This window comes from Streptomyces sp. TLI_053 (assembly GCF_900105395.1).
In the GTDB taxonomy this organism is placed as follows: Bacteria; Actinomycetota; Actinomycetes; order Streptomycetales; family Streptomycetaceae; genus Kitasatospora.
In genome coordinates, this window is record NZ_LT629775.1 from 2033473 (window position 1) to 2052950 (window position 19478).

A 19478-nucleotide genomic window follows, 5' to 3' on the forward strand; every position below is an offset into this window, starting at 1 on the left:
CGTCACCGGGGGCCGCCCGACCGTCACCCGGGGCGGGCCGACCGGGCGCAGGCCCTACCATCTGCCTCAACAGCTGCTGGGAGGCGGACGGGCGTGACCGATGCGGTGATCGATCTCAATGCGGACCTCGGTGAGGGGTTCGGACGCTGGACGCTGACCGACGACGAGGCCCTGCTCTCCGTCGTCACCAGCGCCAACGTCGCCTGCGGCTTCCACGCCGGAGACCCTTCCACCATGCGCCGGGTCTGCTCGCTGGCCGCCGAACGCGGGGTCAGGATCGGCGCCCAGGTCTCCTACCGGGACCTCGCCGGCTTCGGCCGCCGGGCCATGGACGTGCCGCCGGAGGAACTCGCCGACGAGATCGCCTACCAGATCGGCGCCCTCCAGGTCTTCGCCCGCGCCGCCGGCTCCCGGGTCTCCTACGTCAAGCCGCACGGCGCCCTCTACAACCGGGTGGTCGCCGACTCCGAGCAGGCCGAGGCCGTCGTCGCCGGGATCCTGCGCGCCGGGGCGGTCTGCGACGGACCGCTGCCGGTCCTGGGCCTGCCCGGTTCCCGGCTGCTGGCGGTCGCCGGGGACGTCGGGCTGCCGGTGGTCACCGAGGCGTTCGCCGACCGCGCCTACACCTGGGCCGGCACCCTCGTCCCGCGCCGCGAACCGGACGCCGTGGTGCACGACCCCGGAACCGTCATCACCCGCGCGGTCGGCATCGCCCGCGACGGCGCCGTTGACGCGATCGGCGGCGAGCGGATCGCCGTCGAGGCGCGCTCGCTCTGCGTCCACGGCGACACCCCCGGCGCGGCCCAGCTCGCCTGGCGGATCCGGGGGGCGCTCGCCTCGGCGGGGGTCCGGGTGGAGGCCTTCGCATGACGGCGGGCGGCACCGGCAGCACCGGCGGCCGGGCCGGCGACCGAGCCGGCCGCCCGGCCGCCGACACCCCCGGCCCGGTGCTGCGCCCCGTCGGCGAGCACGCGCTGCTGGTCGAGCTGCCCGACGCCGCCGACGTCACCGCGCTCTACCACTGGCTGCGCGAACGGCAGTCGGCCGGCGGGCTGCCGCCGGTCGAGGAGATCGTGCCCGCCGCGCACACCGTCCTGCTGGACGGCGTGGCCGACGTCCCCGCGCTGGCCCGGCTGCTGCGCACCGCACGCCCGGACCGGGCGGCCACCGCCTCCGGTCCGCTGATCGAGGTGCCCACCGTCTACGACGGCGCCGACCTCGCCGAGGTCGCCGCGCACTGGGGCGTCCGGCCCGAGGAGGCGGTCCGGATCCACACCGCGCCCGAGTACGTGGTGGCGTTCTGCGGCTTCGCCCCCGGCTTCGGCTACCTCACCGGCCTGCCCTCGCGGTACGAGGTGCCGCGCCGGGCCACCCCGCGCAGCACCGTCCCGGCCGGCTCGGTCGCCCTGGCCGGGCCCTACACCGGCGTCTACCCGCGCTCCTCCCCCGGCGGCTGGCAGCTGCTGGGCCGCACCGCGCTCCCCCTGTGGGACACCACCCGCACCCCGGCCACGCTCCTCGCCCCGGGCACCCGGGTGCGCTTCACCCCGGTCCGGGGAGGCACCCGGTGACCGCCGGGACGGACGGGCTCGAGGTGGTACGGCCGGGTCCGCTGACCACCGTGCAGGACCTCGGACGGCGCGGGGTCGCCCACCTCGGGGTGCCGAGGGCCGGGGCGGTGGACGAACCCGCGCTCCGGGCGGCCAACCGCCTGCTCGGGAACGGACCCGGGGCCGCCGCCCTGGAGACCACCCTGGGCGGCGTCGCGGTGCGGGCCCTGCGGCCGCTGCTGGTCGCGGTGACCGGGGCCCCCTGCCCGGTCCGGGTGGACGGCCGGCCCGCCGCCTGGGGCGCGCCGGTCGCGGTGCCCGCCGGGGCGGTGCTCGACGTCGGCACCGCGACCGCCGGGGTGCGCGCCTACCTGGCCGTCGCCGGCGGGATCGCCGTCCCGCCGGTGCTCGGCAGCCGCTCGGCCGACCTGCTGTCCGGGCTCGGCCCGGCCCCGCTGTCCGCCGGCGACCGCCTGCCGGTCGGCCCCCGGCCGCCCGGCCGGGCGGCGGCGGACCTGGTCCCGCTGCCCGCTCCCCCGCGGGAACTGGTGCTGCGGCTGCGGCTCGGCCCCCGGGCGGACTGGTTCACCCCGGACGCGCTCACCCGGCTCGCCCGCGACACCTACCGGGTCTCGCCGGCCGGCAACCGGATCGCGCTGCGCACCGAAGGACCGCCGCTGGTCCGCGCCCGGGACGGCGAACTCCCCAGCGAGGGCATGGTGCTGGGCGCCGTCCAGGTCCCGCCGGACGGGCTGCCGGTGGTCTTCCTGGCCGACCACCCGACCACCGGCGGCTACCCCGTCGTCGGCGTCGTGCCCCCCGCCGACCTCGCCGCCGCCGCACAGACCCGCCCGGGCACCCCGCTGCGCTTTTCCGTCCTGAGCGGGTGATCCCGGCAGCGGCCGACCGTCCTCGAGCAGATCACCGAGGACGTGGACCGGTCCGGGCCGGGCACCGCGAACGCGACCAGGGCCCGCAGGCCCGCGGGCCCGCACGGAGGCTTCCGGGCCCAGCTGGTGCGCCGTGCCGTCGGCTGCCCGCCGGGGTCGGGCCACTCGGTGGCCAGGACGACGAGCTCGGCTCCGGTGAGGGCGGCGGTCAGGTCGTCGGTGAGGTCGCTCCGGTGCTGTCCCTGGTGAACCGCAGGCGGCCGTCGGCGGTGTGCCGGGTCGGCAGTCCCGGCAGCCCGGCCCCGCGGATCGGGCGTCCGCCCGCGTCCAGCCGGTCGACCTCGGCCCGGTCGACGTCCACGCCGATGACCTCGTGACCGGGTTCGGCCGTCGCCGCCGCGTGCGGGTCACCGAGGTGGCCGCCACCGATCGCGGAAACGCGCGCGGAAGGGTCCTCGTCCCGTCGGGTGGCACGCCGCTCCCGGCACCCCCCACCCCACGCTGTCGTCGATCGAAGTCGCCTACCGCGGCGCGGATGTCGATCGCCCCGACAGGGCCTCGGCGATCGCGCGTTGGGCCGGGTCGACGGCATGCTCGCCGTCCTCGATGTCCCAGAGCACGTTCTGCAGGACGCGGGCGAGGGTCCAACGGGTGGCGCGGGGGCGGTCCAGGGCAAGGCGGTCGGTCAGCAGGTCGAAGCGCAGGCGCAGGGCGCGCGGGAGGTCGCCGGTGGCGGTGAGGTCGGACCAGCGGTTGCGCAGGGCCGGGAGGAGTTCGAAGCCCGGGTCGCCGGCCAGGGGCTTGGGGTCGATGGCGAGCCAGGGTGCGCGGGGGCCGGGGCCGGGCGGGGCGAGCACGTTGCCGTGGTGCAGGTCCCAGTGGAGCAGCCGGTCGCCCGGCTCGGGCCGGACCTCGCGGAGGGCGGCGGCCAGGTCCGCCAGCAGCCGGCGGTCGGCCTCCGCCGCCAGTCGCTCCCGCGCGGCCGGGACCTCGGCCAGCATGCCGTCCGCGATCCCGGCCAGGGTCCGCAGGCCGGGCGGGGCCCGGTGATCCGTCAACTCCGCCAGCAGGTCGGCGAGGGCGAGGGTGGCGGCCCGGTCGTCGGGGAGGGTGAGCAGGGAGCGGGCCGGGTCGAGGCGCTCCAGCAGCATCGACCCGGTGGCCGGGTCGTGCTCGAGCAGCCGGACGGCGCCGCGGCCGTTCCAGGCCCGCAGCGCCAGTGGCTCGCCCGCCGTCTCCTCGTCCGCGCGCTGGAGCTTGAGCACGGCCCGGGAGCCGTCGGCCCGCCGGACGGGCAGGACCAGGGCGACGGCACCGTGCGCGGGCGGACCGTCGGGACGCAGCCCCCAGCGGTCCGCCGCCCCGGCCGCGAGCGCGGGCAGTCCGTCGACCCAGGCGCGGCCGGCCGCTCCGTCGGCCTCGGCGAGGGAGGAGCGCAGCGCCTCGGGCACGTCGATCGGCAGCACGGGCACTCCTCGCGGGATCGGGCGGCGGACGGACGGACGGACGGCGGGCGGTCAGCGGACGAGCGGGCGGACGGGCGCGCGAGCGGACAGGCGGACAGGCGGAACGACCCTATGCCAGGGCGGCGGCGGTGGCCGCGGCGAAGCCGTCCGGATTGTCGATCATGATGTTGTGCCCGCAGTCCGGCACCGCCACCAGTGCCACCCCCGACTCCCGGAGCGCGTCCGCGCCGGTCGGCTCACCGTCGGCCTCGGGGTGGAGGAAGGTGCGCGGCACGTCGATACCGCGCAGCTGCTCGCGCAGGGTCGGGACGGTCGGCCGGCAGCGGTGGACGGCGCTGCGGTGCAGTGCCTCGGGTCCGGCGAGCCGCATGGTGGCCCACCAGAACGGGCCGGCCCACCGCTCCACCTGCTCCCACCCGCCGGCCAGGTACTCCTCCTCGGTGAAGGAGGCGAGCCCGCTGCCGCCCGGGCCCCTGGTCGGGGCCACCGGGTCGAGGACGGAGTCGACCAGGACCAGCCGGCCGACCAGCCCCGGATGCCGGTGGGCGAGCACGATCGCGACCGCGCCGCCCAGGCTGTGGCCGATCACCTCGACCTGCTCCGCCCCCGCCGCCCGGACGGCCGCCGCGACGGCGTCGGCGTGCGCCTCCAGGGTGTAGGAGAAGCCGGTGGGACGGTCGCTGATGCCGAAGCCGAGCAGGTCGAGCAGCAGCGCGCGGTGGCCGGTGAGCAGGGGGTGGGCGGCGGCCGCGGCGTAGTAGACGGGCGAGCTGGAGCCGAGGCCGTGCAGGTAGAGGCGGACGGGCTCCTTTCCGGGGACCTCCACCCAGCGGATCCGGTCCCCGTCGGGGGTGACGGTGGTGTCGCGCACGGTCGTTCTCCTTCTGTTGTTCCTGCTGTCGACAGGGGCCCGGGGAAAACCCCCGGCGACGGCCACCGCCCGGCACCTTTCCCGGGGCGGCGCAGTGACCATACCTCGATGCCGAGGTATAGCAACACCGATATATATCGCCCGGTCTGGCAGAGTGGGCCCATGCTGAAGCTCGCGATCCTCGGGTTCCTCCACGACCGGCCCCTGCACGGCTACGAACTGCGCCGCCATCTCGCCGCGCTCACCGGCCACGTGCGGCCGATCAGCGACGGCACGCTCTACCCGGCGATCAAGCGCCTGGAAGCCGACGGACTCCTCGTCCGCTCGACCGAACCCGGCGCGGCGGCCGCCCCCCGGCACACCCTGCGACTCACCGACGCCGGCCGGGCCACCCTGCTGGAGCGCCTGCACACCCCGGACGACCTGGACATCAGCGACGAGAACCGCTGGTTCACCGTGCTCGCCTTCCTCCGCCACCTCGACGACGAGCCGGCCACGCAGGCGGCCGTGCTCCGGCGCCGCCTCGCGTTCCTCGACGAACCGGCGAGCTTCTTCTACGACGGGGACCGGCCGGTCGGTGCCGAGGAGACCGCCGACCCGTTCCGCCGGGGGATGCTGCTGATCGCGCGCGCCACCACCGCCGCCGAGCGGGACTGGCTGCGCACGACCCTCACGGAGCTGGACCGCCCGGCCTGAGCGGGGCCGGGAGCCGGGACCCGGCACGGCGGACCCGGACCCCGGCACGCGAGAACGCCGCGGCCCGCGCCGACCCCTGCGGAGGGGTCGGCGCGGGCCGCGGCGTCCGGGGCGGCGGGCAGCGCCGGTGGACCGGTCAGTGCTGGTGGCACGGTCGGTGCCGTTGGACCGGTCAGTGCTGGTGGCACGGTCGGTGCCGTTGGACCGGTCAGTGCTGGTGGTAGGCGTGCACCATGGCGTGGCCGCGACCCTTGCCGATCATCCACTTGTTGACCGGGACGGTCAGGAGGAAGGCCAGGACCAGCGAACCGGCCAGCGCGAACCAGAACAGGATGTCACCGAGACCCGCGTCCATGGCACCGGGAACGGTAACCATCACGCTGTTGTCGATGATCTCCATGACGATGATCGAGACGGTGTCGGCGGCCAGCGCGACCTTCACCGCGGTGCGGACGTCCAGGCCCGCCTTGAGCACGCCGCGCATGGTCAGCGCATAGCCGAAGACGAAGGCCAGCAGGACCGAGAGCACCACGGTGCCGCCGTTGTGCAGGCCGAAGGCGGTGCCGAGAACCATGCCGAGGATCTCGCCGATGGCGCAGCCGGTGAGGCAGTGGAGGGTCGCCTGCGCGGCGGCCGCCCAGGTCACGCCACCGCCGCCGGCCCCGTGGTGCGCGTGCCCCGCACTGCCCGAGTGGCTCGAGTGGCTCGAATGGTCTGAATGGTCCATGTGGTCCGCATGGTGTCGGTGCTGTTCGTGGTTCATGTGCCGCCCGTGCTCCTCGTGCCGCCCGTGACCCCCATCGTGCCCGTGGTGACTGTGACCGCTGTGCTGCCGCTCGTGCTGGGCGGGGTGCGCCATGTCGTCCTCCAGGTACTCGTTCCTTCGCCGTGCTGCCCGGCTCGTCGACGACTGCATACCCCCTGGGGGTATCTTCCAAGCCTGATCGGGCCGCATTCTTCCCACCGCGCACCGGCCGTGCTCCGATGGTTCGCATGACCGACGAACGACGCGAGGGATACGACGGCACCGGCCCCGGGGCGATCACCCCGGACGGCTGCGCGGTCGAGATGTACGAACGGCTGCCGGTCCGCGACGAGATCGAGGTGATCGCCGGCGCCGTGCCGTCCGGCGCGAGCCTGCTGGAACTCGGCTGCGGTGTCGGCCGGATGACCCACCCGCTGGTGGAGCGGGGCTTCCGGGTCACCGCCGTGGACGAGTCGGCACGGATGCTGGAGCGGATCCGCGGGGCCCGCACGGTACTCTCCCCGATCGAACGGCTGGACCTCGGCGAACGCTTCGACGTCGTCCTGCTCGCCTCCTTCCTGGTGCACGCCGGCAGCCTCGCCGTCCGCCGGGGCCTGCTGGAGACCTGCCGCCGGCACGTCGCCCCGGACGGCTGCGTGCTCGTCCAGCGCGAGGGCGAGGACTGGCAGACGAACGTCCCGCGCGAGCGGGCGATCGGGGAGGACGGCCTGGTCAGGGTGGAATCGGCCACACCCCTGGGAGACGGGGTGAACCGGATCCACGTGGTGTACGAGTTCCCGGACGCCCGGTGGACCCAGACCTTCCCGTCCCGCCCGATGGACCGGACCGAGTTCGAACGGGCCCTCTCCGAGGCCGGGCTGACCGTCGACACCTATCCGACCGAGGACCGGACCTGGGCGCGGGCCCGGCCGACCACCGCCTGAGCACGGCCCGGGCGCGGCCCGGACGGAATCAAAGGAAGCCGGAGGAGGTCGGGGCGAAACCGGAGGAAGCCGGGAGGAAGCGGGGAGGAACAGGGCGACAGACGGGAGGACCGGGGCGACGGACGGTGCACCGGGGGTGGGGCGGGCGAAAAGCTGTCACCCGAACGGCGTAGCATCAGGCGGACGCCGGGCCCGCGCGCGGCCCGAGCGCCGGGCGGGACCGGTCGTTCGCCTGCCATCGGACCGCGCCGCTGGACCGCGCCGACCGGTTCGCAGGGCCGTTCCCGCACCGACCAACAAGGAACGCTTCATGCGCATCGACCGACGGATACCCCGGGCGGGTGTCCGGTGATCGACTGGTTCCACGGGGCCGTCCTCGGCCTGATCCAGGGGCTCACCGAGTTCCTCCCGATCTCCTCCAGCGCCCACCTCCGGGTCTTCCCGGCCCTGTTCGGCTGGCAGGACCCGGGGGCCGCGTTCACCGCGGTGACGCAGCTCGGCACCGAGACCGCCGTGCTGATCTACTTCCGCCGCGACATAGCCTCGATCATCAAGACCTGGACGCTCTCGCTGTTCCGGCCCGCGCTGCGCTCGCACCAGGACGCGCGGATGGGCTGGTTCGTGATCATGGGAACCCTGCCGATCGGCATCCTGGGCAAGCTGTTCCAGGACACCATCGAGCAGGACCTGCGCGATCTGCGGATCATCGGCAGCACGCTGATCCTCTTCGGCGTGGTGCTCGCGATCGCCGACCGGACCCGGGCGGTCCGGCACGCCAAGCCGATCTCCGACCTGACCCTGCCGCACGCGGCCACCTACGGCATGGCCCAGGCGCTCGCCCTGATCCCCGGCGTCTCCCGCTCCGGCGGCACGATCAGCGCCGGCCTGCTGCTCGGCTACAGCCGGGAGGCGGCGGCCCGGTACTCGTTCCTGCTGGCGATCCCGGCGGTGCTGGCCTCCGGCGTGCTGGAGCTGTTCAAGATCGGCGAGGGCCCCGCGCCGGCCTGGGGGCCGACCGTCCTGGCCACCGGGATCGCCTTCGTGGTCGGATACGCGGCGATCGCCTGGTTCCTGAAGTACATCTCGAACAACAGCTTCATGCCGTTCGTGATCTACCGGATCGCGCTCGGCATCCTGATCATCGTCCTGGTGTCCGTGGGCACCCTGGCACCGGACGCCGGCGTGGTCGCGAAGTAGAACCGCGTTCCATTCCCCGGGCCGGGGTCCTGCCCCGGGGCCGGGGAACGACGGAGCGGGCCGGTCCACCCTCGTGGTGGACCGGCCCGCTCCGTCGTTCCGCTGCTTGTTCGTCCCGGCCGCTCCGCGCGCGTCCGCGACGGCTACCTGCTGCGCTCGCGGGCGGAGGTGAGCCGGCCGCGCACGGCGGCGTGCACCTCGGCCTCCTCGGCCGGATCGGCGGCGAGGCGGCGCAGGCGCTCCAGCACGCGGGCGTCACCGGTGGTGGCGACGTGCCTCGCGGCGAGCTCCCGGGTGGACTCCTCGCAGTCCCAGAGGCACTCGACGGCCGGCCCCTCCGGGAAGTGCACGTCGGTCGCGGCGAGCGCCCGGGCTGCGCGGCCGCGCAGCTCCGAGGAGACGGCCTCGCCGTAGATGTGGCGCAGGACCGGGACGGCCTCGGTGGCGGTCAGCCGCCCCGCGCCGTCGACCAGCGTCCCGAGCCCGGCGTCGGCGCCGGACACCCCGTGCAGCAGCACCCAACGGCGCAGCCCGCCCACCACCAGCGGCGCGTCGGTGGGCTCGCCCGCGTCGGCCAGCAGGCGCACGGCGGCCTCGCCGAGGGCGCTGTCGGCACCCCCGGTGGCCGGATCGGCCCAGCGGCGGGCATGGGCCAGCGCCTCCGGACCGCGCATCCGCCCGAGCAGTTCCAGGGCGAACCGGACCAGCCGGTCGTCGACCTCCGCCGCGGCGGCCTCGATCAGCCCGGCCGCGGCCGGGTCCTGCCGGTCGACGAGGTGGCGCAGGGCCGCCCGGCGGGCACCGGGGAGACCGGTGCGGGCCGCCTCCAGGACGGCGGGCCGGTCCTCCGGCCGCACCACGGCGGCCAGGCAGCGGGCGGCGGCGGCGGCGCGGCGGTCCACCGCGTCCGGACCCGGTCCGTCCTCCTGCGAGGAGCCGGCACGGGCCGGGCCGCCGGCGAAGGCCGCGGCAGCGAGGCCGCCGAGCTCCCCCTGGTCGGCCCAGGCCAGCACATCGGCCGTGGACCAGCCCGGGGTCACACCGCTGCGGTTCAGCTGTCGCTGCCACACGTCGAAGGGGGCCTGCTCGGCGGCGGCCGCGACCCTCGGGTGGTAGGCGGCCCAGAGCCGCCAGGGCCTGGGCTCGTAAGCGCTCCGCACCATCTCGCGCAGCTCGGCGTCGCCCTCGGGGCCGGGGGCGAAACGGTCCAGCACGGCCGTCCCGAGCAGCAGCAGGCCCCGGTCGTCGTCGCGCAGCGCGAGCTCGTCCAGCGCCCAGGCCCAGCTGGTGCCGGTGGCGGCGTACTCGCGGAGCATCAGCAGCGCGTCCCGCCGGCCGTACGCGGCGAGGTGGCCCAGGACGGAGAGCGCGAGGCCGGTGCGGGCCTCGTCCTCGTCGAGGAGGTCCTCCGGGGAGTGGAGGTGGTCCTCGATCCCGTCGAGCGGCGCCTCCAGCTCCATGTAGAGGCGCGCGTAGTAGAGGGAACGGTTCTCGACCTGCCAGTCGGCTCGCGGATCCCTGGTGACGCACTCCTCCAGCGCGGCGATGGCCTCGGTGCGGTCGGCGGCCAGCGCATGGAGCTGCCCGTCACCGCGACCTCGCTGCAGGAGGCCGAGGAGGCTGGCACTGGGTGCTATCACTGGCTCGAACATGAGGTCAGCATCCGTTGCGGCGGTCGTAGTGGCAACGGGATTTCCGTCGCCGGGGTCTCTGGTGGGTACTGCGGTGGGCGCCCGGGCGCCGGAATCACCGAAGGTTACCGCCTCGGGCAGCCTGTCGCACACAGGGCGACCGGCCCTTTGTGCGCACTGGCATATGCCGGGGGAACTTTGACGGCGATCTGTCCAAATCGCCCACAAGGGTGAGAACGCTGTGCGACAGTCGATGCCACCACGCACCGGCCGCTCTCCACGAACGGACCACTGGACTCACCATGCCAAAGTCGCCCACGACCGGCCCACCACCCGTCGCGCCCCCGAGCGAGGGCACGACGGACGGCGAGGGGCCGGTGGGCGAGAGAGTGGACAGCGCCATCCGCACCTCGACCGGCGCGGCCGTGATCGGCTCCGCCGAGTGGGACCTCCTCACCGACGACGTCCGCTGGTCCGCCGAGGCCTACCGGCTGCTCGGCTGCGACCCCGGACACGGACCGCTCAGCCTCGACCGGCTGCCCGACCGCCTGAGCGAGGCGGACCGGCCGCAGCTGCGCCGGATGATGACCGACGCGCTGGTGCACGGACGGTACGCCTTCGGCACCCTCCAGGTCCGGCGGCCCGACGGCGGGCACGGCATGATCGAGTGCACCGGCGAACCCGTGCTGGGCACCGACGGCACCGTCACCGCGCTGCGCATGCTGCTGCGCCCCGCGAACCCCTCCTGACCGGCCCCGACCCACCGGCCGTCACGACCCACCAGTCGTCACGACCCCACCGGCCCTCTGAGCCCTTCACGCCACTCGAGCCACTCGGACCCTTCGCGCCGCTCGAGCCCTCCGAGCCCTTCCGGCCCCGGGACCCGGCCGCCGCAGCCGGCCCCGGTCAGGCGCGCGCGGGCCGCTTCTTCGCGTCCGCCGCCCGCAGCTCCCGCCCCAACTGCTCCCGCAGCTCGTCCACCACCGGCACCCCCCGGTAGCGCGCGGTCAGCCGGTACATCTCCCGCAGCCGGTCCCAGGTGCGGTGCGAGGAGTTCTGGCCGATCAGGTTCAGCACCAGCTTGCACTGGGTGTCCGCCGCGTCGGGCTCCCCGGTGAGCCAGTGCACCGAGGCCAGCGTGATCCGGTCGAACAGCGCCGACCGCAGCTGCCCCGTCCCCTCCCGCAGCCGGATCACCCGCTCGGCGTGCCGACGGGCCTGGTCCGCGGCCGCCCGGTCGTGCTCGGCGAGCGTCCGCAGCACCAGCGCCTGCATGCCGCGCAGCTCCGCCTCGTCGAAGACCTGCATCCACGACGGCGGCGGACCGTCCGGGTCCTCGGCGAAGAGCTCCTCCGCCTCGCCCAGCAGCCGCCAGGTCGCCTGCGACTGCCCGATCGAGGCGTGCGCCCAGGCCTCGACCGTGTTCAGCATGGCGCGCGTCCTCGGCAGCATCCGGCCGCCGCTCGCCTTGGCCGCCGCCATCAGGCCGATCGCCTCGTCCGCCCGCCCCAGGTGCACCATCTGGCGCGCCGCCCGGGAGATCGCCTCACCGGCCCGGGGCCGGTCGCCGGCCTCCCGGGCGGAGTCCGCGGCCAGCATGAAGTACTTCTGCGCGGTCGGCTCCAGGCCCACGTCGTGCGACATCCAGCCCGCCAGCACCGCCAGGTTGGCCGCGACCAGCCACAACCGCTGGGTCACGGCCGGGCTGTGCCGGTGCGTCAGCAGACCGCCCACCTCGTTGAGCTGGCCGACCACCGCCTTGCGCTGCAGTCCGCCGCCGCGGGCCGCGTCCCAGGCCCGGAACACCTGCACCGAGCGCTCCAGCGCCTCCACCTCGTCGAGCCCGACCGGGCCCGGGTCGTACAGGTCCACCACCGGACGGGCACCGCCCTGGGTGAGCACCGGGCGCGGGCCGGGGGCCGACGCCGCGTAGGCGACCTCGGCCCCTCCCAGCCAGCCCTTCAGCGAGTCGGCGACGACCGCCCCCGCCGTGAGCGCGGCACCCGCGCCCACCAATCCACGTCGGTTCAGCATGAGGTCCATTCCCGTGAACTCGGTGAGGACCGCGGCCGTTCGATCCGGCTCCCATGGTGACGAGGTGGCGGACTGCGCCGCTCCGGTCCTGGTGGGCCGGTGTCGTTCCAGACCGAGGTCCTCAGTGGTGACGACACGGCCGAGCCGCTCCGTGAACACGGCTGCCAGTACCCTCGGCACCGGATCGCGCGGGATCTCCCCCTGCTCGATCCACCGCCGCACCCGCGAGGTGTCGGTGGACAGCTGCTGCTGTCCCATCGCGGCACCGCGCCTGTTGACCAGCCGCGCGAGCTCGCCCTTGGACCATCCGGTCAGGACGAACAGATCGGCGAGTCGGGTGTTGGGTCCCCTGCTCACGTGAAGCCCCCAGGTTCCTCGGCTGGTTCGAGGCTAGAGGCTCCGTCATGTGCCGGGCGAGCATTCGCCAGGCTTCGCCAGGGTCCGCCACATTACCAACCACCGGCATCCGGGTGTCATGTAGAGGTGCGCCACCTCGACCCCCGGGTCGGGCGGTGTCCCAGGCCGGTACGGGGTTCCCCCGCACGGGTCGCGGGGCGCCCCCGGTCCTCACCCGAGGGGGTGGCGCGGCCGGGTGGCGCGGGAGCGCCGGGCACGGCCACGGCAGTACCGGCCGACCGCATTCCCCAGGGTGCGGACGGCCGGTCCACCGCCGCAGCACGGGGCTCCGGCCCCGGCGTCCGTGCCCGGCGCCCGCACACCACCCGGCCGGGGCAGGACCGCCGTCGCGCCAGGAAGCACACGGCACCGGCCCACCCCGTGACCCCCCGCGGGGGCGCACCCGCAGACGGACAGGAAGGGACCACCCTCACCCCATGTACTCCTCAGCGACCTCCCCGACGCCGACCACGACCCGCACCGCGCTGCGCCCCCCCACCGCAGCCGTCGGCCGTCCCGGCCCGAAGCAGGTCCCGCCGCCGTCCCGGCCCGCCGCCCCGCGCGCCGCCGACGGCCGGTCCGGGGACGCGCGGGGCCAGGCCGCCCGGACCGCACTCGGACTGCGCCCGGCCGAGACCGCCGGCCCCCGCGTGCCCGGCGCCCGGATCCCCGCCGTCCGCCCCGGCGACGGCCGGCTGCTGCGGCCGCCGGCCCGGCCGGGCCAGCCCATGACGCAGGAGCGGATCGACCCCTCCGCGCTGCAGACCCCGGCCGTCCGGGCCGCCCTCGCCGGGGTCGCGCGGATATGCCCCGCCTTCACCCCGCGCCAGGTGCTGCGCGAGGGGAGCCGCCACATCCTGGTGGCGGGCACCATCGGCCGGGCGCCGGTGGTGGCCAAGTGCCTCGCCCCGCAGGCCGTGCGGAGCGAGTACTTCGAACAGCTGGTCGCCGACTTCCACCACGAGGTCGCGGTCTACCGGGCCTTCGTGCGGCACCGTCCGCCGGTACGGCTGCCCCGGCTGGTGGCCGCCGACCACGACCGCTGCGTCCTGGTGATGGAGCGGGTCCCCGGCCGGCCGGCGGCCCGGGAGCGCCACCCGGTCAACGCCCCCACGCCCGGCGAGGTGCGCGCGCTGCTCACCGCCGTCCGGACGCTCAACCTGTGGCGCCCGCCGACCGACGTCTTCCAGCCCCGGCTGGACTACCAGCTGGAGATCGCCCGCTACCACTCGGTGGGCCAGCTCACCGACCGGGACGCCGGCGACCTGCGCGGTCTGCTGCACGGGCTCGGCCACGGTCCGCTCCAGCTCTGCCACGGCGACGCGCTGCTCAGCAACATGCTGCTGGCGCCGTCCGGTCCGGTGCTGGTCGACTGGGAGCAGGCCGGCTGGTACCTGCCCGGCTACGACCTGGCGGTGCTCTGGAGCGTCCTCTCCGGTGACACCGCGGCCCGTCGGCAGATCAGCCAGCTCGCGCAGAGCGGCGGCACGATGGCCCGGGACGCGTTCCTGGTGAACCTGGTGCTGGTGCTGATGCGGGAGATCCGGCTGTACGACGTGCCGGGCGCCGGCGAGGAGCAGCGGATCATGATCCGCCGGCTCTACGACGACGCCGCGCTGGCCCGCCGGGCCGTCCGGGCCGCCGTCGGGACCAGGTGAGGCCCGTCCGGGCCGGTACTGCCGGACGACGCTCCTCCGGAGGGGCCGGAGGGCGCCCCGGTCGAGGACCGGTCAGTGCCGCACGCCGCGCTCCAGGGCGGCCCGACCGGCGGCCTCCAGGACGACCTCGTCCGGGGCCAGATGGACCCGGCTGCTGAGCACGTCCCGCAGGTACCGCTCCAACGGGTGACGCCGGCTCAGCCCCGGGTTCCCGGTGAGCGAGACGGCCTGCTGGACGGCGGCCGTCGCCGCCCGGGTGGCCAGCAGGTGCGCCGGCCCCGTCCGGGCCACCGCCTCCGGCTCGGCCCGGTCCACCCGCGCGGCCAGCCCGTGCACGAGTTCCTCGGCGCCGATCAGCTGGGCCTCGATCTCGCCCAGCGCGCTGCGGTAGCGGGGCAGGCTGCCGAGCGGCTCGGTCAGATTGGCCGGAGTTCGCTGGTGCAGGAAGCGCACCAGCCAGTCCTGGGCCGAGCGGGCCACCCCGACGGCCACCGCCGAGAGCGCCAGATCGTGCCAGGCGCGGGCCAGTTCGGCCGCCGGGACGGCAGCGGCGGAAGCGGCGGCTCCCTTTCCGGCGCCGGCGGGCGGGTTCAGGCCGAGGGCCAGTTCGGCCGGTACCCGCACCTGCTCGAGGACCACGTCGTGGCTGGCGCTGGCCCGCAGACCGAGCTGGTCCCAGGTCGGATCGACCTCCAGGCCCTCGCTCTCGCCGCGCACCAGGAAGGTGCCGGTCCGGGGTTCCGGTTCGTCGGTCCGGGCGGTCACCGCCATCCAGGCCAGCGCCTCGGCGCCGGTGCAGTACGTCTTCCGGCCCGTCAGCAGCCAGTCCTCGCCGTCCCGTCGCGCCACCGTGGCCGGCGGCTCGCCCTCGCGGCTCCCGGGTTCCGCCCGCAGGGTGTTGACCAGGGCCGGACCGCGCCGGGACTCGGTGAGCAACCGCCGGTAGCCGGCCGTCGGCCAGCCCGCGGTCCGGGCCTGCTCGGCGTGCTGGAGCAGGGTGAAGGCGGTGACCACGGCCACCGAGGCGTCCCCGCGGCCGAGTTGGGCCAGGACCTGGACGGTGTCGGCGAGGGTGCCGCCGGGGCCGCCGTAGCGGGCGCCGACGGTCAGGGTCAGCAGTCCGGCCTCGTGCACCGCCTCGATGCCCTGGTACGGGAAGGTCGCGTCGCGGTCGTGCTCCTCGGCCCGGGCGGCCAGCAGGTCGACGACCCGGGGCAGGCCGGCGAGGGCGGCCTCGACGGGGGAGGGCTCGGGGCCGGTCGACGGGACGGCGGACGGCTGGTCGGCAGCGACGGTACGCATGGGGCTTGGGCCTCCGGGGCGGCAGCGTGGGCTCGGGGTGCGCACCCGACGGCGGGCTTCGGGCCCGGTGCCGACGGCCGGCCCGGCCACGCCTCCGCCGTTGTCGGGGGCTCGGCCGTTCCACTGTCGGCGCCGGCACCCCCGTCGGCTGGTGCGGGGAACGGCGGGCGGCACGCCGGGACGGGCGCGCGGTACCTGGCGGCGGCCCGGGACTCCGGCTCGATGGCCACCCCGGGACCCGGGGTCCGGCACAGGGGCCGCCCCCGGATCGGCGCCGGCCGCTCGGCCGGCCGCCCGCCGCCTCGGGGGACGAATCCCCCTCAGTGACCCGGACACGCCGCGCTGGCGGTGCGCCGCAGGTCGAGGTAGCTGCGACGGGTCAGCAGCGGGAGACGGCACGGCATGTTCGCGACTTTACGAAGCCGTGATCGAAGCCGTCAAGCAGCGCCCGAGGCCCGGACGGGGCGGGGCGGCCCGCACGGGGCGGCCCGGGTCGGGTCGGGCCGGAGAACGCGGCGGGACGCCTCGGCGGATGTCCCGACGGGCAGCCCGGTGGACACCACGGGGGCGGCCGAACGGGAACCGGAACGCTGCCCTCCGGGCCATCGGCCCGCCTCGTTCAGCCCTGCTGGAACATGTCCGCGGGCAGCGGCTTGAGCAACTGGTAGAGATCGTCCGAAATCGGTCGGTCCCAGGAGGCGATGGTGACCTGCACACCGTCACTCCGGCCGAACTGGGCACAGAAGACCCGGCCCTCGCTGACCTTGACCTTCTTCACGATCAGCAGATCGTCCCCGAGCATGACGGGGAAGTCCTCCGCCGAGACGAAGTCGACCGGTTCCTCGTTCTCCAGCGCCGCGAGCAGCTGGCGCACCTCGAAGGGCACGCTGTCGCCGGTCTCGCGGGCCGGCGAGCCCTCGGGGAGGTTGCCGATGAACATCGCCGGGCCTCTGCCGCCGAACAGGTCGTAGCGCAGGAAAATCCCCTGGCAGGCGCCGTCCGGGCCGGTCATCATGGCTGCACCGAAGTCGCCGGGCCAGTCGCCCGGGTCCATGGCGAGCACGTCGAAGTCCGGGCCGGTGGGCTGACCGGAGCGACGGCGGAGAAAAGACATGGGAACATCGTACGTGCCCGCCACACCGCGCTCGCGGGGTGGGTGGGGCGCCGGACGGAGATCCACGCTCAGAGACCAATGTTGACTCTGAGCAACCGTCCGGGCTACGTTCGGTTCAGCACGGCAGCCGTTCTGGGTTTCACCCTCCGGGGGGACGGCCTGTCGCAACGCGGCCCTACACGCGTTTCCCTCACTGTGCACACCGTCGTGCCGAGCACCCAGCTCCGCCGTCGCGCCGCACAGCACACAAGCCAACAGTTCCATGTTTCACAGGCAAGGTCTGCGGGGCCCCGGCCCGTCGCTCCCGCAGACCTGCTCGGGACGCCGCCGCGTGGGGGCGTGCGGGTCCCGAGCACGGTGCCGCCCCTGAGTCGCTCTCGGGGACCGGCGCCATCCTCCCGGCGACTGCCGGCCCCTTGTGGGCCGGGACCGGCCGACGCACCCCCGGTGCGCAGAGGGATGACTGGGAGGAGGCTCGGCAGCGCTGCCGGGTCGCACAGCAGGCGCCGTGTCTGGCCGCGTGGGGGCGGTGGGCACGGCGTCTGCCTGTGCTCATACTCTGAGCTGCGTTTGTCCAGCAGTCAACAGAAATTATGACGGGGCACGTTCAAATGTGATCGGAATGATGACCACCGGAGACCTTCGGGGGCGTACGACCGCCCCTGGACACCCCGGCGGGGTATCCGGCGCCGGGGTATTCGGCGCCGGAATGTCCGGCCTGGGGACGTCCGACACCCGGGCCGGGTACCGACCCGGCGGCCCGGACCGGCACCCGGCCGGGGGCACGGCCCCGGATCCGGTCAGGTGAGGTCGAACTCGCCGTCCCGCGCGCCGAGCACGAAGGCCCGCCACTCCCCCGGCGTGAACACCAGGATCGGGCCGTCCTCCTGACGGCCGTCCCGCATTCCGATGTAGCCGTCCACGAAGGCGATCTGGACGTCCCCGACACCCTGGCTGCTGAAGAGCCAGGTCGCCCCGGTGAAGTCCACCTTCGGCTTCCCGCTCGCGGCGAGCTCCGCCACCTCGGTCGCCTCCACCCCGGTCCCGCTGTTGGCTGCCACTGCTGCTGTCTCCTCCCGACGGCCTGAACGCGCCCAGCCTAGTCACCGCCGCGGTCCCGGTCAGCGGGATCACCAGGTCTCCACCGGTCGGGGGAGGACGGACCGTCGACGACGGGCGGGGGTCGCTCCGCACGCCCCAGCGCACTCCCCGGGGCGCGTGTCCCGCACGGGCGCGCGGCGGGCGAACTGCCAGAGTGTGGGGAGCCCGCACCGCGGGAAGCCCCCACCGAACGCCCCGAGGAGCAGCCGATGAGCCGCCGGGACGGCACCCGCGCCGATGTCATCCCCATCTCCGAGGCCGCCTCGGCGCAGCCGCCGGCGCCCCGCACCCCGTCCGGACCCGCCCCGCTGCCCCGGCCCACCCCCGGCCGGCCGCCCGTGCACGGCCGGGTCGGGGTCGTCCTGGTCTCGCACAGCCAGGAACTCGCCAATGCCGTCCGAACCCTGGCGCTCGCGCTGACCCCCTCCGCCGGACCCGCCCCGGTGGCGAGCACCGGCGGGGACCTCGTCGCCGGACCCGGTATCAGCGCGGTGCTCGTCGCCGCCGCCACCCGCCGGGTCGACCAGGGGCACGGCGTGGTCGTCCTGGCCGACCTCGGCGGTGCGGTGACCACCGTCCGGGCCCTGCTCGCCGAGGCCGACGAGCACGGTCTGCCGTTCCCGGTGCGGTTCGCCAACGCCCCGTTCGTCGAGGGCGCGGTGGCCGCGGTGGCCACCGCCACGGCCGGCGGCGACCTCGCGGCGGTACTGGACGCCGCCGAGGAGGCGTACCGCCAGCCCAAGGGCTGACCGGGACCGGGGGAGCCGACGGGACGGGGGAGCCGACGGGACGGGGGCGCGGACCGGGCGGGGCCTCCCACCGCTCCCCCGTGACCGCTTCCGGCCGCCTCCGGCCGTTCTCGGCGTTCCGGCACACGGCGGGTGACCGCGCGGCTACCATCGGCGCGGGGCCGGCCGAGCGGGCCGGGTCGTCGTGAGGGGGGAACCTCAGCCATGCGTGTGGTCGTCACCGGCGGAGCCGGATTCATCGGGGCCAACCTGGTCCGGGCCCTGCTGGCCCGCCCCGAGGTGGACGAGGTCCGGGTCGTGGACAACCTCTCCACCGGGCAGAAGGCCAACCTGGCCGGCACCGGGGCCGTGCTCCACGAGGGCACGATTCTCGACCCGGAGCTGCTGGACGAGGCCTTCGCCGGGGCCGACGCGGTGGTCCACCTCGCCGCGCTGCCCTCCGTACCGCGCTCGGTGGCCGATCCGCTGGCCAGTCACCACGCCAACGCCACCGGCACCCTGGAGGTCCTGGAGGCCGCCCGCCGCGCCGGCGGCCTCTACGTGGCCGCCGCGTCCTCCTCCTCGGTCTACGGCGCCAACCGGGAGCTGCCCAAGCGGGAGACCATGCGCACCGCGCCGATGAGCCCGTACGCGGTCAGCAAGCTCGCCACCGAGGCCTATCTGGCGGCCTACCACCACTGCTACGGGCTGGGCGTGCTGCCGCTGCGGTTCTTCAACGTGTTCGGCCCGCTGCAGCCCGCCGGGCACGCCTACGCGGCGGTCGTCCCGGCCTTCCTGGACGCCGCCCTCGCCGGGCGGCCGCTGACGGTGCACGGGGACGGCGGGCAGAGCCGCGACTTCACCTTCGTCGGCACCGTCACCCAGGTGATCACCGACGCGGTGCTGCGGCGGGTCGTGAGCGCGGACCCGGTCAACCTGGCCTTCGGGACCCGCACCTCGCTGCTGGAACTGGTCGGCGAGCTGGAAACGGTGCTCGGCCACCCCGTCGAGGTCGCGCACACCGAGCCCAGGCCGGGCGACGTCCGGGACTCGCAGGCCGACAACACACGGCTGCGCGAGCTGTTCCCCGACGTCCGCCCGGTCCCGCTGCGCGAGGGCCTGGAGCGGACGGCGTCCTGGTTCCGCACCCTCTAG

20 protein-coding genes are annotated in these 19478 nt (G+C 75.4%); 11 read left to right on the top strand and 9 right to left on the bottom strand.

Going from position 1 to position 19478, the window contains the following annotated elements; genetic code table 11:
- Positions 1-93: 93 nt before the first annotated feature.
- The 3 genes from BLU95_RS07915 to BLU95_RS07925 are packed head-to-tail and all read left to right on the top strand — an operon-like array spanning position 94 to position 2440.
- Positions 94-870, top strand: coding sequence for a LamB/YcsF family protein (locus BLU95_RS07915; protein WP_173862015.1), 777 nt, complete (start codon positions 94-96; stop codon positions 868-870).
- Positions 867-1571 carry a 5-oxoprolinase subunit PxpB gene (gene pxpB / locus BLU95_RS07920; RefSeq protein WP_093859366.1) on the top strand — a complete coding sequence of 235 codons (705 nt, stop codon included), beginning with the start codon at positions 867-869 and terminating at the stop codon, positions 1569-1571. Before BLU95_RS07915 ends, pxpB begins: the two co-directional genes overlap by 4 nt.
- A complete protein-coding gene (locus tag BLU95_RS07925; RefSeq protein WP_093859367.1) occupies positions 1568-2440 on the top strand; it encodes a 5-oxoprolinase subunit C family protein in 873 nt (290 codons plus the stop codon). Before pxpB ends, BLU95_RS07925 begins: the two co-directional genes overlap by 4 nt.
- Before the next feature lie 208 nt (positions 2441-2648).
- Here BLU95_RS07925 and BLU95_RS07930 read toward each other — a convergent pair whose 3' ends face one another.
- From BLU95_RS07930 to BLU95_RS07940, 3 genes are all read right to left on the bottom strand, one after another.
- Positions 2649-3032, bottom strand: coding sequence for a hypothetical protein (locus BLU95_RS07930; protein WP_093859368.1), 384 nt, complete (start codon positions 3030-3032; stop codon positions 2649-2651).
- Positions 2962-3912 carry an aminoglycoside phosphotransferase family protein gene (locus tag BLU95_RS07935; RefSeq protein WP_502689814.1) on the bottom strand — a complete coding sequence of 317 codons (951 nt, stop codon included), beginning with the start codon at positions 3910-3912 and terminating at the stop codon, positions 2962-2964. Before BLU95_RS07935 ends, BLU95_RS07930 begins: the two co-directional genes overlap by 71 nt.
- Positions 3913-4015: 103 nt before the next feature.
- Positions 4016-4777, bottom strand: coding sequence for an alpha/beta fold hydrolase (locus BLU95_RS07940; protein ID WP_093859369.1), 762 nt, complete (start codon positions 4775-4777; stop codon positions 4016-4018).
- Between the two features lie 162 nt (positions 4778-4939).
- Here BLU95_RS07940 and BLU95_RS07945 point away from each other — a divergent pair, with 162 nt between their 5' ends.
- Positions 4940-5473 (top strand): PadR family transcriptional regulator, encoded by a 534-nt coding sequence (locus BLU95_RS07945; RefSeq protein ID WP_093859370.1) that lies wholly within the window; start codon positions 4940-4942, stop codon positions 5471-5473.
- 208 nt (positions 5474-5681) lie between these two features.
- Here the strand turns inward: BLU95_RS07945 and BLU95_RS07950 are convergent, their stop codons facing one another.
- A complete protein-coding gene (locus BLU95_RS07950) occupies positions 5682-6200 on the bottom strand; it encodes a DUF4396 domain-containing protein (RefSeq protein WP_093864712.1) in 519 nt (172 codons plus the stop codon).
- Between BLU95_RS07950 and BLU95_RS42180 the strand changes: the two genes are divergently transcribed.
- The 3 genes from BLU95_RS42180 to BLU95_RS07960 all read left to right on the top strand — a co-directional run bounded on the left by BLU95_RS42180 (position 6192) and on the right by BLU95_RS07960 (position 8359).
- A complete protein-coding gene (locus BLU95_RS42180; protein ID WP_159424820.1) occupies positions 6192-6470 on the top strand; it encodes a hypothetical protein in 279 nt (92 codons plus the stop codon). The genes BLU95_RS07950 and BLU95_RS42180 overlap by 9 nt on opposite strands.
- Entirely contained in the window at positions 6467-7162 is a 696-nt protein-coding gene (locus BLU95_RS07955; RefSeq protein WP_093859371.1) for a class I SAM-dependent methyltransferase, read from the top strand. The genes BLU95_RS42180 and BLU95_RS07955 overlap by 4 nt, the downstream gene beginning before the upstream one ends.
- Positions 7163-7513: 351 nt before the next feature.
- On the top strand, positions 7514-8359 hold the full coding sequence (locus tag BLU95_RS07960; protein WP_231978698.1) for an undecaprenyl-diphosphate phosphatase: 846 nt from the start codon (positions 7514-7516) through the stop codon (positions 8357-8359).
- A 143-nt stretch (positions 8360-8502) separates the two neighbouring features.
- On the opposite strand, the gene BLU95_RS07965 is transcribed toward BLU95_RS07960, so the two are convergent.
- Positions 8503-10011 carry a hypothetical protein gene (locus tag BLU95_RS07965; RefSeq protein WP_093859373.1) on the bottom strand — a complete coding sequence of 503 codons (1509 nt, stop codon included), beginning with the start codon at positions 10009-10011 and terminating at the stop codon, positions 8503-8505.
- 281 nt (positions 10012-10292) lie between these two features.
- On the opposite strand from BLU95_RS07965, the gene BLU95_RS07970 reads away from it, so the two are divergent.
- Positions 10293-10739: a PAS domain-containing protein gene (locus tag BLU95_RS07970; protein WP_159424821.1), complete on the top strand. Its 447-nt coding sequence runs from the start codon at positions 10293-10295 to the stop codon at positions 10737-10739.
- Positions 10740-10896: 157 nt separating this feature from the next.
- Here BLU95_RS07970 and BLU95_RS07975 read toward each other — a convergent pair whose 3' ends face one another.
- The gene (locus BLU95_RS07975; RefSeq protein ID WP_093859374.1) at positions 10897-12381 is read right to left on the bottom strand and encodes a DNA-binding protein NsdB; all 1485 of its coding nucleotides are present in this window, start codon (positions 12379-12381) and stop codon (positions 10897-10899) included.
- Between the two features lie 476 nt (positions 12382-12857).
- On the opposite strand from BLU95_RS07975, the gene BLU95_RS07980 reads away from it, so the two are divergent.
- The gene (locus BLU95_RS07980) at positions 12858-14078 is read left to right on the top strand and encodes an aminoglycoside phosphotransferase family protein (protein WP_231978392.1); all 1221 of its coding nucleotides are present in this window, start codon (positions 12858-12860) and stop codon (positions 14076-14078) included.
- Positions 14079-14150: 72 nt separating this feature from the next.
- Here the strand turns inward: BLU95_RS07980 and BLU95_RS07985 are convergent, their stop codons facing one another.
- The 3 genes from BLU95_RS07985 to BLU95_RS07995 form a co-directional block, all read right to left on the bottom strand.
- A complete protein-coding gene (locus BLU95_RS07985) occupies positions 14151-15380 on the bottom strand; it encodes an acyl-CoA dehydrogenase family protein (protein ID WP_093859375.1) in 1230 nt (409 codons plus the stop codon).
- Positions 15381-15999: 619 nt separating this feature from the next.
- On the bottom strand, positions 16000-16494 hold the full coding sequence (locus tag BLU95_RS07990; protein ID WP_030396879.1) for a hypothetical protein: 495 nt from the start codon (positions 16492-16494) through the stop codon (positions 16000-16002).
- A gap of 800 nt (positions 16495-17294) precedes the next feature.
- A complete protein-coding gene (locus BLU95_RS07995) occupies positions 17295-17531 on the bottom strand; it encodes a DUF397 domain-containing protein (RefSeq protein WP_093864713.1) in 237 nt (78 codons plus the stop codon).
- 273 nt (positions 17532-17804) lie between these two features.
- Here BLU95_RS07995 and BLU95_RS08000 point away from each other — a divergent pair, with 273 nt between their 5' ends.
- Positions 17805-18344 (top strand): PTS-dependent dihydroxyacetone kinase phosphotransferase subunit DhaM, encoded by a 540-nt coding sequence (locus BLU95_RS08000; RefSeq protein ID WP_093859376.1) that lies wholly within the window; start codon positions 17805-17807, stop codon positions 18342-18344.
- Positions 18345-18548: 204 nt separating this feature from the next.
- Complete coding sequence (locus BLU95_RS08005) at positions 18549-19478, top strand: NAD-dependent epimerase/dehydratase family protein (protein ID WP_093859377.1); 930 nt, start codon at positions 18549-18551, stop codon at positions 19476-19478.